The sequence below is a fragment of the Vibrio makurazakiensis genome (assembly GCF_050337375.1).
Taxonomy (GTDB): Bacteria; Pseudomonadota; Gammaproteobacteria; order Enterobacterales; family Vibrionaceae; genus Vibrio; species Vibrio makurazakiensis.
In genome coordinates, this window is sequence record NZ_JAKJSW010000116.1 from 1 (window position 1) to 13,642 (window position 13,642).

The 13,642-nt window shown below is 42.3% G+C and carries 12 protein-coding genes and 1 pseudogene; 9 read left to right on the plus strand and 4 right to left on the minus strand.

Annotated elements, in window-relative coordinates; genetic code table 11:
• The 7 genes and pseudogenes from L4C33_RS13590 to L4C33_RS13620 form a co-directional block, all read left to right on the plus strand.
• Positions 1–560: pseudogene (locus tag L4C33_RS13590) on the plus strand (MMPL family transporter); the annotation flags it as partial.
• Between the two features lie 4 nt (positions 561–564).
• On the plus strand, positions 565–1,200 hold the full coding sequence (locus L4C33_RS13595) for a DUF3261 domain-containing protein (RefSeq protein ID WP_428812967.1): 636 nt from the start codon (positions 565–567) through the stop codon (positions 1,198–1,200).
• Between the two features lie 3 nt (positions 1,201–1,203).
• On the plus strand, positions 1,204–2,406 hold the full coding sequence (locus tag L4C33_RS13600) for a beta-ketoacyl-[acyl-carrier-protein] synthase family protein (RefSeq protein ID WP_428812968.1): 1,203 nt from the start codon (positions 1,204–1,206) through the stop codon (positions 2,404–2,406).
• Complete coding sequence (locus L4C33_RS13605) at positions 2,399–2,863, plus strand: hotdog family protein (protein WP_428812969.1); 465 nt, start codon at positions 2,399–2,401, stop codon at positions 2,861–2,863. Before L4C33_RS13600 ends, L4C33_RS13605 begins: the two co-directional genes overlap by 8 nt.
• Positions 2,860–3,585 (plus strand): 3-ketoacyl-ACP reductase FabG2, encoded by a 726-nt coding sequence (locus tag L4C33_RS13610; protein ID WP_428812970.1) that lies wholly within the window; start codon positions 2,860–2,862, stop codon positions 3,583–3,585. The genes L4C33_RS13605 and L4C33_RS13610 overlap by 4 nt, the downstream gene beginning before the upstream one ends.
• Positions 3,582–4,805: a beta-ketoacyl-ACP synthase gene (locus L4C33_RS13615; RefSeq protein ID WP_428812971.1), complete on the plus strand. Its 1,224-nt coding sequence runs from the start codon at positions 3,582–3,584 to the stop codon at positions 4,803–4,805. Before L4C33_RS13610 ends, L4C33_RS13615 begins: the two co-directional genes overlap by 4 nt.
• An 8-nt stretch (positions 4,806–4,813) precedes the next feature.
• Positions 4,814–5,278: an Sbal_3080 family lipoprotein gene (locus tag L4C33_RS13620; protein ID WP_428812972.1), complete on the plus strand. Its 465-nt coding sequence runs from the start codon at positions 4,814–4,816 to the stop codon at positions 5,276–5,278.
• An 87-nt stretch (positions 5,279–5,365) separates the two neighbouring features.
• Here the strand turns inward: L4C33_RS13620 and gltX are convergent, their stop codons facing one another.
• From gltX to L4C33_RS13635, 3 genes are all read right to left on the minus strand, one after another.
• Positions 5,366–6,793 (minus strand): glutamate--tRNA ligase, encoded by a 1,428-nt coding sequence (gltX, locus tag L4C33_RS13625; protein ID WP_428812973.1) that lies wholly within the window; start codon positions 6,791–6,793, stop codon positions 5,366–5,368.
• A gap of 111 nt (positions 6,794–6,904) precedes the next feature.
• A complete protein-coding gene (locus tag L4C33_RS13630; RefSeq protein ID WP_428812974.1) occupies positions 6,905–7,519 on the minus strand; it encodes a YccT family protein in 615 nt (204 codons plus the stop codon).
• A 90-nt stretch (positions 7,520–7,609) separates the two neighbouring features.
• Positions 7,610–8,746, minus strand: coding sequence for a porin (locus L4C33_RS13635; protein WP_428812975.1), 1,137 nt, complete (start codon positions 8,744–8,746; stop codon positions 7,610–7,612).
• 490 nt (positions 8,747–9,236) lie between these two features.
• Here L4C33_RS13635 and L4C33_RS13640 point away from each other — a divergent pair, with 490 nt between their 5' ends.
• On the plus strand, positions 9,237–11,942 hold the full coding sequence (locus L4C33_RS13640) for a heavy metal translocating P-type ATPase (protein WP_428812976.1): 2,706 nt from the start codon (positions 9,237–9,239) through the stop codon (positions 11,940–11,942).
• A gap of 11 nt (positions 11,943–11,953) precedes the next feature.
• Complete coding sequence (locus tag L4C33_RS13645; RefSeq protein WP_428812977.1) at positions 11,954–12,394, plus strand: DUF411 domain-containing protein; 441 nt, start codon at positions 11,954–11,956, stop codon at positions 12,392–12,394.
• A gap of 107 nt (positions 12,395–12,501) precedes the next feature.
• Here L4C33_RS13645 and L4C33_RS13650 read toward each other — a convergent pair whose 3' ends face one another.
• Positions 12,502–13,263: an oligogalacturonate-specific porin KdgM family protein gene (locus L4C33_RS13650; RefSeq protein ID WP_428812978.1), complete on the minus strand. Its 762-nt coding sequence runs from the start codon at positions 13,261–13,263 to the stop codon at positions 12,502–12,504.
• Positions 13,264–13,642: the final 379 nt, after the last annotated feature.

The window sequence follows — 13,642 nt, forward strand, 5'->3', positions numbered from 1 at the left end:
AATATGCTTCGGTCATCATGCTAAAAAGCATTGAACAGCCTCTCGAATTTAATAAGTGGCTACAATCAGACACAGCCTCGCAATTAGGCGTTACTTATCTAAATAAAGCGGAAGAGATCTCTGACTTATTTAAAGAATATCGCACCAATATTGGCGAACTTCTATGTATCGCTTTAGTTGCCATTTTTGTTGTTTTGGCCATTCGCTACGGTTGGAAGCACAGCGTGAAGATGATCTTACCTTCACTCATTGCAGGTATTGCTGCATTAGCCGTGACAACTTTACTCGGTTCTTCATTAAACCTATTTAATCTTTTAGGCCTAATATTGATTCTAGGGATTGGTATCGATTACACCCTATTCTTTTCAGAACAAAAGCAAAGTCATAGCACGCTACTTGCGATTACCTTATCAGCACTTACCACCTTACTTTCATTTGGTCTGCTGGCATTAAGTCAAACACATGCAATACATAGCTTTGGCTTAACAGTGCTAACTGGTATTTTTGTTGCTTGGCTATTAGCGCCTATCGCAAATCAATCAACACGATTTAAAAGGTAAACTCATGCGTATCTTTACCATCATATTATGTGCTTTGAGTTTATTAGGGTGCTCATTGAACCCTAAGACGATTAATAGCCCTAGCGTTGAAGTAACTAAAGGTGTTCAGTTACAACTGCCTCAACCGAATGAGCTCGGATATTCCGTAACAGCAAGTCAATTAGTTTCAGCGGCATGGGGAAGTACCACTCAACAATTACCTGTGCAGCTTGAGGTTAAGCAAGGTAATGACCTCTCACAACAGCATATAGTACTAGCCGGTTTTTCTTCCTGGGGAACTCGTATTCTTTCTTTGGAATACATCAACAATCAAATTAAAACGAGTGTATTGAGTGGGCTCGAAGATACTCTACCAAAACCAGAGCAGGTATTGTTTAACCTCATGCTGACGCTTTGGCCAATGGAAGCCTGGCATCAACCTCTAGCGATGATTGATTGGAATATGGTTGAGTCTGAAAATACAAGAACCGTTTATGGTAATGACAATCAAGCGATCATTAAGATCATTTATCACGACTCAACCTCTAATGAAGACAGATTAGCGGGTAATATTGAATTTCAGCACTTAGAGTTGGGCTACACCATTTCTATTCAAACCCTGAACTTTACGAAAACAATGAATAACGAGTTAGGCAAGTAACCCATGCGACCATCTACACACCCAGTTTATATCCAAGCATGCAGCTTACACTCTGCATTAGGCTGCCCATCGTCAGATATTCACAGTGCTCTACAAGCTGGTGAAAACTCCAATATGCGGGTAGACCGAAACCTATTAAATGATGGTAGTGAAACAATAGTTGGCGCTGTAACCGATAAGTTACCTCTAATCCCAACTCATTTATCACACTACGACACTCGTAATAACCAGTTAGCACTCTCTGCTCTGATGCATATTGAAGAGCAAGTGAAACACGCTATAGAACATTACGGTAATGAACGCGTTGCTGTCGTGATTGGGACAAGTACATCAGGCATATCTGATGGTGAACTCGCTTTTAAAGCACTCCAAGAGCAGGGACAGTTTCCAGACTCTTTTCACTACAGCCAGCAAGAGCTGAGTAACGTTAGTGAATTTGTCAGCGACTACCTAGGTACCTCTGGTCCTAATTATGTAATTTCGACAGCCTGCTCTTCAAGCGGTCGCGTTTTCTTAACCGCAAAGCGCTTATTGAAGTCAGGATTGGTTGATGCTGTGATTGTTGGCGGTGTAGACACACTGTGTAAACTGACGCTTAACGGTTTCCATAGTTTAGAAGCACTATCTTCGACGTTATGCCAGCCATTTGGCGCTCATCGAAATGGGATCAACATAGGTGAAGCTGCTGCATTTATGCTTCTAACACTAGATAAACCACCAGCTAGCACCTCACCTACCGTCGCTTTACTTGGGGCTGGTGACAGTTCTGATGCTCACCATATTTCAGCCCCACACCCGGAAGGGAATGGTGCAGAACAAGCGATGAGAAAAGCGCTACAAGATGCCAACTTAACTCCTGAGTCAATTGGCTACATTAATGCCCATGGCACCGCAACTCCCCTTAATGACAGCATGGAGTCGAAAGCCATTTACCGCCTATTTGGTGAATGTGTCCCTGTCAGCTCTACCAAGCCACTCACTGGCCATACTTTAGGTGCCGCAAGTGCAGTTGAAGCCGCACTAGCATGGCATATCTTAAAGTTCGATTTATCGCTTCCCTTACAAAAAACTCAGGATAAAGCTGAGGATATTCAAATTGATTTGGTAAACTGTCAAAAAAAATCACAATCAAAAGCTGTCTTAAGCAACTCATTTGCTTTTGGTGGCAATAATATTAGCCTTATTTTTGGTATCGTAGATGACTGATATCCAACCAATTAATCAATTACTCCCACATGATGAGCCGATGATCTTAATCGATCGTGCAATTTCAGTTGAGGAGACATCCATTCATTGCCAAGTCAACATTGGTCCGCATTGTATTTTCTTCGACTCTGAATCCCAGACTGCACCTGCATATCTCGGTATTGAATTTATGGCCCAATCTGTTGCCGCCTGGTCTGGCTATCATTCTCTTCAGAAAGGTCACCAACCACCGATTGGTTTCTTACTTGGTAGCCGTCGATATAAAGCATTATGTGACGAGTTCACGCTAGGTCAGACTTTAGATATCTACGCAGAGCAACTAATGGAAGACAACGGCATGGCAGTATTCACAGCAAAAATTGAATTTGACGGCGAGTTGATGGCTCAATGCCAGCTCAATGTCTATGTGCCTACTGAACAAAAACTACAAGAAATGAAAATTAGGAGCCAGTCATGACTCGTCAGGTATTAGTCACTGGTGCTAGTAAAGGCATTGGTAGAGCAATTGCTATCCACCTAGCAAAAGATGGATTTACTATCGCTGTGCATTATATGGGTGACAAGCAAGGTGCACTCGACACGTTAAATAGCATTCACGATGCTGGCGGCCAAGGCCGTATTATTCAGTTTGATATCAGTAACCGAGAAGAGTGCCGAAACAAATTAGAAGCTGATATTGCTGAAAATGGCGCTTACTACGGTGTTGTTAATAATGCAGGTATCACTCGAGATACCGCGTTCCCTGCAATGACAGAGGAAGAGTGGGATGGTGTGATTCACACCAACCTAGATAGCTTTTATAACGTTTTACACCCTTGTGTGATGCCTATGGTTCAAAAGCGTAAAGGTGGCCGTATTATTACACTCGCTTCTGTTTCTGGGATCATGGGTAACCGTGGCCAAACAAACTACAGCGCAGCAAAAGCAGGAGTCATCGGTGCGACCAAATCTCTCGCTTTGGAACTTGCAAAACGTAAGATCACCGTAAACTGTGTCGCGCCCGGCCTCATTGATACCGGTATGGTTGACGAACATGTTAAAGAACATGCATTACCTCAAGTCCCTTTGCGTCGTATGGGTGAACCTGAAGAGGTTGCAGGACTAGTCAGCTATTTGATGTCTGACATTGCTGCCTATGTGACTCGCCAAGTTATTTCAGTTAACGGAGGCTTAGTATGATCCGCCGCGTTGTCGTTACAGGCATGTCTGGTGTTACCGCTTTTGGTAACGACTGGCAAGCAATCGAGCCAAAACTACGAGCCTGTGAGAATGCCACGCAATACATGCCTAGCTTTGAGCAGTATGACGGCTTAAACACTAAGCTTGCAGCCCCTATTGATCAATTTGAGCTTCCAAAGCATTACAAACGTAAACAAGTTCGCGGCATGGGTCGAGTATCTCGTCTAGCGACAGTCGCAACAGAGAACGCGCTTGAGAAAGCTGGGTTACTTGGCCATGACATTCTGACTAACGGTCAAACAGGCATTGCTTACGGCTCTTCTACCGGTAGTACAGACGCCATTGGTGCGTTTGGTGTAATGCTCAATGAAAAGTCGACTAGAGCAATAACAGCGACAACCTACGTACAAATGATGCCTCACACAGCAGCTGTGAATGTTGGCTTATTTTTTGGCTTAAAAGGTCGAGTTATTCCAACCAGCAGTGCGTGCACATCGGGTAGCCAAGCCATCGGTTATGCTTATGAAGCTATCAAACATGGCTACCAAACCGTCATGGTCGCAGGTGGCGGTGAAGAGCTTTGCCCGACAGAGTCGGCGGTCTTTGATACCCTTTTTGCCACCAGCTTGAAAAATGAAGCACCAAAAACATCCCCTAGTCCCTATGACAAAGATCGTGATGGTCTTGTTATTGGTGAAGGTGCCGGCACCTTGATCCTTGAAGAATACGACCACGCTGTTGCTCGTGGTGCAACCATCTACGCTGAGATTGTCGGGTTTGCCAGCAACTGCGATGCTGCTCATGTTACCCAACCTCAAATGGAAACCATGCAAATTTGTATGGAAATGGCATTGAACGATGCACAACTTGATCCGAAAAATGTCGGTTATGTGTCAGCACACGGTACAGCAACAGACAAAGGTGACATTGCAGAAAGTAATGCAACAGCCAACATCTTTGGTCAAGTACCGATTAGTTCATTGAAGAGCTACTTTGGTCATACCTTAGGGGCATGTGGTGCTATTGAGGCATGGTTGAGTTTAGAAATGATGCACAGCAATTGGTTTAGCCCAACTCTTAATCTAGAGAACGTGGATGAACGTTGCGGCGATCTTGATTACATCACCGGATCTGGTCGTGAATTAGAAGTAGATTACTTAATGAGCAACAACTTTGCCTTTGGTGGTATCAACACTTCGTTAATCTTTAAAAAACTATAAGGCTCACCATGAAAACGTGGCTACTCATTGCTTCAATTTTAACTTTAGCTGGCTGCAGTGCTCCTAAATATACAGGTAGCGCGATTCCAGAAAGTGGAGCGATCACAAACGTGACAATTGTAGAAGACGCTAAAACTCGCTCTATATTTTTAGACTCGATGCTCGAATGGTGTCTGAACAATCAAATGAAATGCAAGGTGGCGGCTGATGGATCGGAACACAACCCTGAAGAAGTAACTCTTGATTATGTTTCTCGTTGGAGTTGGGATTTAAAAACGTTTGTTGCTGACGCTAAAATATCAGCGTATCAAAACCAACAACGTATCGGCAATGTCGAATTTAAAGCGCCAAACAGTGCAAACTTTTCTAAGTTTGGTGACGATATGGAACGCATTAAAGCGATGATGGATGTGCTGTTCGATAAGAAAACACCCGAACAAGTCACCCAACTGATCGCTGACGATAAGATCTAACCAACAATTAGATAGACGTTAACGCATATAAAAAGGGGTCAGTAACAAGTTACTGACCCCTTTTCTAATCTATTTTGAACTGTTCAATTAAGCGTTAGCTTCACGCTCAGCAATGAACTCTAGAGCCATCTTGATACGAGCGATTACACGCTCTTTACCAACAAGCTCCATCACAGCATCAACAGAAGGAGACTGACCGCCACCTGTTACTGCTACGCGAAGTGGCATACCGATCTTACCCATACCAATCTCTAGCTCTTCACATACCGCAGCAATAATACCTTCTTTGATATTTACTGTTGTGAAGTCTTCTAGTGCTTCAGCTTTAGCAAGAGCAAGCTCTAGTGGGCCTTTAGCGACACCACGTAGATGCTTCTTCGCCGCGCCAGCTTCAAACTCAGAGAAGTCTTCGTAGAAGTAACGAGATTGCTCAGCAAGTTCGATAAGTGTGTTACAACGCTCGCCAACTAGCTTGATCACTTCAGTAATAGCTGGGCCGTTTGTTGTATCGATCTTCTGTGCGTCTAGGTGCCATTGTAGGTATTCAGCTACGTACTCTGGTTCTGACGTTTTGATGTAGTGGTTGTTCAACCAAAGAAGCTTTTCAGTGTTGAATGCAGAAGCAGACTTACTGATCGCGTCTAGAGCAAACAAGTTAATCATCTCTTCTTGAGAGAAGATCTCTTGGTCACCGTGAGACCAGCCTAAACGAACTAGGTAGTTGTTTAGTGCATTTGGCAGGTAACCTTCGTCGCGGTATTGCATTACAGATACAGCACCGTGACGCTTAGAAAGTTTCGCACCATCATCACCTAGAATCATTGCACAGTGAGCGAACGTTGGAACCGGCGCGCCTAGTGCTTCATAAATGTTAATTTGGCGAGGCGTGTTGTTAATGTGGTCTTCACCACGAACAACGTGTGTAATACCCATATCCCAGTCATCCACAACAACCACGAAGTTGTATGTTGGAGCGCCGTCTGTACGACGAATGATTAGGTCATCAAGTTGGCTGTTAGCGATTTCAATACGACCACGGATCTGGTCTTCAAATACTACGCTGCCTTCTTTCGGGTTACGGAAACGGATTACGCAAGCATCGCCTTCTTGTGCAGCTTCATTAGCAGCAACAATTTTTGGGTGGTTAGCATCGTAACGAGCCATTTCTTTATTTGCTTCTTGCTCTGCACGAATTTCATCAAGCAGATCTTTAGGCGCATAACATTTGAATGCCTTATCTTCAGCAAGTAGCTTATCAACCATTTCGTTGTAACGGTCAAAACGCTTAGATTGGAAGTAAGGACCTTCATCCCATTCCATTCCCATCCATTTCATGCCTTCTAGAATCGCATCAACCGCTTCTTGAGAATTACGCTCTAAGTCAGTGTCTTCGATACGTAGAACGAACTCACCGCCTTGGTTTTTAGCGAAAAGCCAAGAGTAAAGTGCTGTACGTGCACCACCAACGTGAAGATAGCCTGTAGGGCTAGGAGCAAAACGAGTTTTAACCGTCATTTAAATACCTTAGAGATGAATGTGCAGTTGCATTTAAAAGTAKGAACTGCGGATACAAGGATAAAAGTGGCGACATTTTACCACCCTAAGGTAAATCTACAATGCTAGAAATTATTTTAAATTACGCATYGCCCACTGCATAAATTCTTGTTGTTGCTCAGCACTCAAATTTGAAAATTCGCCTTGCAAGCTAGCAACGTTTTTTTGTTCGGACATTGGCATTACAGCCTTTTGTTGACCTGAAATATCGTTGCCACTTTTTACATTATAATCAGCGACTTCTCGTTCGTAATCACGAAAACCTTGCAGGCCTCCTTTATTCAACTGGGTAAGTTCAAATTCAACGGCAGAGCCATTATTATCGGTTAATGATATTTTTGGAGAACGTTCGAACTTCTTAGCTTCTTCAATTGTTCGGAATGTTTCATAGTTCACTGACAACTTTTGATCTGATGAAACATTAAAATCAAGCAAAATAGGTTGAGAATCGTATTTTCGACGCTTTCCATCTTCAAAAACAATTTGTCCAACGGTAATCGCCAGCTGATTATCCCCTTCTCTAAGCTCAAGTGTATCTTGAGCAATAAAATGAGAAGACCCTATCGCCTCACCATTCAAAACTTGAGGAACAATTTCTTGTTGAACGTTTAGCGTTCCTCCCGCTAACGCAAGGGATGAAAATAGCAACGGAATAGCACCTAGCATTAAAGAGTTTTTAAGTTTCATAATGATTTACCAAAGTTAAACGAGGAAAGGGTATGACTTGCATACCCTTGATTTATCACAACTTACATAGCAACAATTGCTAACTTGTAATTAGAAGTAGTACTCAACACCAACAGAGAACTCATCGTAATCACCTGATTTTCCGCGAGTTGTTCCACCATCTTTGTCAGTAGTGCCATCAGAATAAGTAGCACCATCACCAAAGTCTAAAGTACGAGCTCGAACATAAATTACAGCCGATGGATCTACAAAGTACATGACTTGTGCTGATAGAACGTCATCACCTGTATTATCAACGGTTTGACCGTTACGGTCTAAGTCGAAGTTAGCTGCATAGCCTAACTTATACTGCCAATCGCCAGTCGTGTACATAATTGCTGAAGACATTGCATTTTGCTTTTCATCAGTACCATCTGTAGATGAAGCTTCCATCATTTTGTATTGAGCGAAGAAAGAAATACCGTTATCAAACCAGCCTTGAAGACCAACTAGGTACGTATCATTCGACCACTTCGAGCTTTCATAGCTAATATTGCGGTTTCCTTCATAAGCAGCGTCAAATTGAATTGGACCAAGTTTGTAGTGTGCCGCTAAACCGCTCCAGTAATCATCGCCTTCACCTAAACCAGCTTTATCACCAGCACCAACCGCTACATCAAAAGAAAGCGCTTCAGCGTACATTGGGCTATCCCAACGAACAGTATTAGATTGGCGATCTTGATACTTAGCACCACCGATTGCGCCACCCCAGTCATATACATCACCCATACCAGGGTTAGATGCAGGCCAATCGACTAGTTCATACATTGGTGTCAAAACTCGACCTAAACGAACTTGACCAAAAGACTCACCTTCAAATCCAACAAACGTATCACGCTCACCAAGACCAGCACCTTCACCACCAAAGCTTGGGTCTACATAACCACCTTCGATTTGCCAAAGGAAAGTAGGCCCAAAGTTCGCAAAGTCTTTCTTACCACGAAAACCAATACGTGATTCATTGTTTAGTTGAGCACCACCCAAATTATCATCTTTGGCAGTATCACCCGTATCATAGTCGCGATATGCAGCTTGCATTGCGATGATTCCATACACTTCATATGCGAAAGAATCTTTTGTTAAGTAGTTTTTTGCTGCATCACTATTAGCGCCATCAGCGTAAGCACCACCACTCAACATCAACGTTGATACAGCAGCTCCTAGCAGAGTCTTTTTAAAAGTAGACATAAGATTAACCCCTATATATTAATTTTTATTTCCTCGCTATTAAGACTGGCTTTAGCGAGTGTTCTATTTATGGACGAGGCAAATATGACAAACTTTTTTTTCTTAGAAAAACATTGAAATACCAAATCAGACACGCATCAAAATCGCAAAAGACAAAAAAACATAAACAACATAAAATCAATAGCTTACAGCTAAAATATAAATTTAAAATACGTTAATTTGGTTTTGACGTGTGAGGTGCAACAAGTTTCACCTTTGGTAAATTAGAAATAAACCGATCAACGTCACGAAAAAATATTGTCATTTAGGGGAACTTTATTTTTATTGAGAAGGAACTTTGAAGTGACTCGCAAGTAAAAACGCCAAAATAAGTCAAAACTAATGAAAATTGACGTTTTTGTATCATAGAGGGGAGAAGAAAAATTAACGTTTGACCTTGCCCTAAAGGGAAGGTTTATCTTTATGGGGTAATAAGAACCGGAGAATCGAAATGAACCACTACCTTGTACCCTTAACAGGATTAAACTGTATGGGTTGTGCCAACAAATTAAAGCGTGCGCTTCTTAAACACAGCGACACGGAAATCATCGATATATCTCCAACAAAACTAGAAATTTCAAGTTCACTCACTTATCAAGAACTAAAACTATCGATTGAACAGGTTGGCTATCAGATGGGGGCGCCTATTTACCTTTCTCTGTCTGGGTTAAGTTGTGGTAAGTGTATTAATAAGGTGAAAAGTGAATTTGAAGCGCGTAAAGAAGCCTCCAACTTAGAAGTCACTAAAACCGAACTGAGAATGTTCAGCACCTTAACTCAACAACAAGTAATTCAGATCGTCGAGTCTCTTGGGTTCAATGCCAATGTGCCTACACAAAATCAAATCGATTCTAATGATGTTGTTACCAAAAAAGAAAAAGTCACCACTGCCCCAAGTCAATTTACTCATCATCTAGTCCTGCAAGGCATGACTTGCGCAAGCTGTGTATCATCCGTTGAAAAAGCCATATCTTCCGTAGAATCTGTAGACAAAGTTCAGATAAACCTAGCAGAGCAAAGTGCCGTCATTTTCGCATCAAAACCAAGACAACCGTTAGAGACCTTATTAATATCCGCAATTGAGACAGCAGGATACAGCGCTGAGTTTGTTGATGACCCTGCTACTCAACAAATAAAGCAACAAGCACAACAGTTAGCTGTTCAAGCTACACACAGAAAGCATTCAATCACAGCGCTGCTACTTGGGATTCCCCTAATGGCTTGGGGCATGCTTGGAGGTTCCATGATGATCCAATCTCAAAGCGATCAAATTGGTTGGGGAGTTATCGGGATTCTCTGCTTTCTATTGCTCGCCACCTCAGGAAAAAGCTTTTTCAGCAATGCTTGGAAGTCGGTTCAGCATAAACGAGCTACTATGGATACTCTTGTTGCGCTGGGTACTGGTGCCGCATGGCTATATTCAATGTTAGTCGTCGTATTTCCAGATTGGTTTCCCGCATCTTCTCGCCATGTATATTTCGAAGCCAGTGCGATGATCATAGGGCTTATTTCACTCGGTCACTATATTGAAGCTAAAGCCAAAGCCAAGACAACTCAGTCCCTACAAGCATTAATCAACCTTCAACCTCAGCAAGCGACTGTTGTTATTGATGGGCAGGACAAAAAAATTGCGGTTGAAGCTATCGAACTTGGCATGTCCATTAGAATAAAACCCGGTGAAAAGATCCCCGTTGATGGCAAAGTAATAGAAGGTGAGTCATACGTGGATGAGTCAATGTTAACTGGTGAGCCACTTCCCGTTGTAAAGCAGGAAAAGAGTCTTGTGTCAGCAGGAACAATTAATGGCGATGGCAGTATTACGATCCTAGCAACAGGCATAGGCTCTGAAACGATGCTCGCACGGATCATTCAAATGGTTCGACAAGCGCAAAGCAGTAAACCAGCTATAGCGAAGCTAGCCGACTCTATCTCTGCGGTTTTTGTGCCTGTAGTGGTTGCTATTGCACTTGTTGCTGCAGTGGTTTGGTTTTTTGTCGGCCCTCAGCCAAGTGCAAGCTACATGTTAATCGTCTCAACGACTGTACTCATCATTGCTTGCCCTTGTGCATTAGGTTTAGCCACTCCTCTTTCTATCACTGTCGGAATTGGTAAAGCTGCGGAGTTTGGCGTGTTAATTAAAGACGCAGATGTGCTGCAGTCTGCAAGTAAAGTGCAAGTGGTTGTTTTCGACAAAACAGGTACGCTCACACAAGGAAAACCTAGCGTACAAACCCTGAGAAGCCTTGAACTAGATGAGAATGAATTACTCAAGTTGGCTTATTCTGTTGAGTTGCAATCTGAGCACCCGCTAGCCAGAGCCATTTGTCGTTATGCGGAAGAAAAGAAATTATCTCCTTATAAGACTGAATCTTTTGCAAACTTACGTGGTCAAGGAATACAAGCTGTTATAGACAATATGCAAGTACAAGTGGGGTCAACTAACTTCATGAAGCAATTAGGCATTAACCTTGCTCCTGTCGATTCATTTATTCAAGAAAGTATCAATTCAGCGTTAACCCCTGTACTCATCGCAATTAATGGTCACATTCAAGGTATTGTAAGTATTTCAGATTCATTGAAAGCTGACAGTAAAGTTGCAATTGCAGAACTCAAAGATGCGAACATCCACACTGTTATGCTGACGGGCGATAACCAGCAAGTCGCAAAGATTATTGGTGAAGAACTTGGAATCGATGAGATCATTGCCGAAGTCCTACCCGATCAAAAAGCGCAGCACATTAAGAACCTACAAGCTAAATACCATTCTGTTGCTATGGTCGGTGACGGTATCAACGATGCTCCTGCTCTAGCGCAAGCTGATATCGGAATTGCGATGGGAAGTGGTAGTGATGTAGCCATTGAAAGTGCTCAGATGACGCTGTTAAACTCATCACCAATAGCGGTCAGCAACGCGATTAAGCTTTCGCAAGCAACGGTTAAGAATATGAAGCAGAACCTCTTTGGTGCTTTTATTTATAACTCGCTGGGTATCCCTATTGCCGCCGGTGTTCTTTATCCAATTTTTGGATTTTTATTAAGCCCAGTATTTGCTGGGGCTGCGATGGCACTTTCCTCCATCACGGTCGTCAGTAATGCAAACCGATTAAGATTGTTTAAACCACAACAGTCAAAGCTCACTAATTTAAACAAATCATAAAGAGACTAATTATGATCAACAAAGCAATCACCCTAGCCGCTCTTACTCTAATGTCTGCACAAGCTCTTGCGACAGATGTACTTAATCACAAATCTCCATACTGTGGTTGCTGCACAGAATGGACAGAACATATGAAAGAGGCTGGCTTCAACGTAGAAGAAAAGCTCCACGAAGATATGAACCCGATTAAGCAAAAGTTAGGAGTAACACCTGAATTGGCTTCTTGCCACACAGCAGAGATCGATGGTTATGTATTTGAAGGGCATATTCCAGCTGACGATATTAAGGCTTTCTTAGAAAACCCACCTCGCAATGCAAAAGGTTTGGCGGTTCCGGGCATGCCTATGGGATCTCCAGGCATGGAGTATGGCGATAAAAAAGACGAGTACTCTGTATATGCGTTCAACGAACAGGGTCAAGTGTTCGAATATCGTCACTACGATGCTAAATAATACCTAGCAGTTTGAACTACTATAACTAGATAAAAAAAGAGCCTCGCTAATTTAGCGAGGCTCTTTGCCTAGGACAGTAGGACTTATAGAAACAATGTCATCACGTCTTAGAAGCCGTAAGAAGCACCGAATACAAACGCGTTATTTGTTTTTGAATCGCCGTTTGCGAAATCAGCACCATTTGCTTGGCTACGGAACTCAAAGTAAGGCTGAACACCTTGACGAGTCCATGTTGCACGAAGCTCGTGGTCCATTGTGTCTTGCTTTTTCATGTCACCAGCAACGTTATATTCAGATTCATTATTCGCAATCACGTAAACGTTGTTGTAGCTAAGAGAAACGTCTTCGTTAAGTACGTAAGCAATGCGGTTATCCATGCGGTAGTCAGTTTTAGCGTCACCAACAGCATCAATGTGAGCACGAGTACGGTTGCTAATAGAAATACCGTTGTCAAAGTTATAACCAATTTTAACTAATGGACGGTATTGAATGCTATCGCCTGCTGAATAAAGGTGCTGGTAACCTGCAGCAACCCATAAGTTGTCTGTGATGCTGAAAGACTGCTCACCACCTACAGTAATAAATGCGTTACCTTGACCCGTTGAAGGACCTGTCGCGGTGCTACCTTGCTCAGCCATAGATAGGCCTTCAAGGTCACCAATTTGGATTCCATCAAACTCAGTGTAAAGCGTTAAACCACCAAGTTGGTTATCAAATGTATGACCAGCTTCTAAAGTAGAAGTCATATCTGAACCGTGAATACGGCCATCGTCATGTAGCTGAATGTTACCTGTTACGTAAGAAGAACCAGCAAAAGCACTAGAAGCGAAAGCAAGAGAAAGAGCACTTAAAGCGATAACTTTTTTCATAATAAACTGCCTTTATATTTTAATAGCTGCGGAATTTCGTTGGTATATCATTCACCGTAAACCGCTAGTAATGGGTTGCCTCCCTGGCATGGAATTCATATTGCTAGATTTAATTCGCCCTGAAAAATAAAAGTCTCACTTCAGTGATCATCCTCACCGTCAAAAAACAGAAAGATATTTAATACTTAAAATTCATGTAGTTATATATATAATAAAAACTAAAACTATTTACATAAATATAAATAGTGACAAAGATCACTAGATCGGAGGAAATAGGCAAATTTCCAATTGTTCTTATCACATTTGATTTAGAGGTTTTGAGGAAGGACTTAATTTTTGACAAGAATAATGAGATCTATATCACTAAGTGTATGTGGAC

Coding starts and splice junctions, on each gene's coding strand:
- L4C33_RS13615 (WP_428812971.1), top strand. CDS start 3,582: ATGATCCGCCGCGTTGTCGTTACAGGCATGTCTGGTGTTACCGCTTTT.
- L4C33_RS13650 (WP_428812978.1), bottom strand. CDS start 13,263: ATGAAAAAAGTTATCGCTTTAAGTGCTCTTTCTCTTGCTTTCGCTTCT.
- L4C33_RS13595 (WP_428812967.1), top strand. CDS start 565: ATGCGTATCTTTACCATCATATTATGTGCTTTGAGTTTATTAGGGTGC.
- L4C33_RS13645 (WP_428812977.1), top strand. CDS start 11,954: ATGATCAACAAAGCAATCACCCTAGCCGCTCTTACTCTAATGTCTGCA.
- L4C33_RS13610 (WP_428812970.1), top strand. CDS start 2,860: ATGACTCGTCAGGTATTAGTCACTGGTGCTAGTAAAGGCATTGGTAGA.
- L4C33_RS13620 (WP_428812972.1), top strand. CDS start 4,814: ATGAAAACGTGGCTACTCATTGCTTCAATTTTAACTTTAGCTGGCTGC.
- L4C33_RS13600 (WP_428812968.1), top strand. CDS start 1,204: ATGCGACCATCTACACACCCAGTTTATATCCAAGCATGCAGCTTACAC.
- L4C33_RS13635 (WP_428812975.1), bottom strand. CDS start 8,746: ATGTCTACTTTTAAAAAGACTCTGCTAGGAGCTGCTGTATCAACGTTG.
- L4C33_RS13640 (WP_428812976.1), top strand. CDS start 9,237: ATGAACCACTACCTTGTACCCTTAACAGGATTAAACTGTATGGGTTGT.
- gltX (WP_428812973.1), bottom strand. CDS start 6,793: ATGACGGTTAAAACTCGTTTTGCTCCTAGCCCTACAGGCTATCTTCAC.
- L4C33_RS13605 (WP_428812969.1), top strand. CDS start 2,399: ATGACTGATATCCAACCAATTAATCAATTACTCCCACATGATGAGCCG.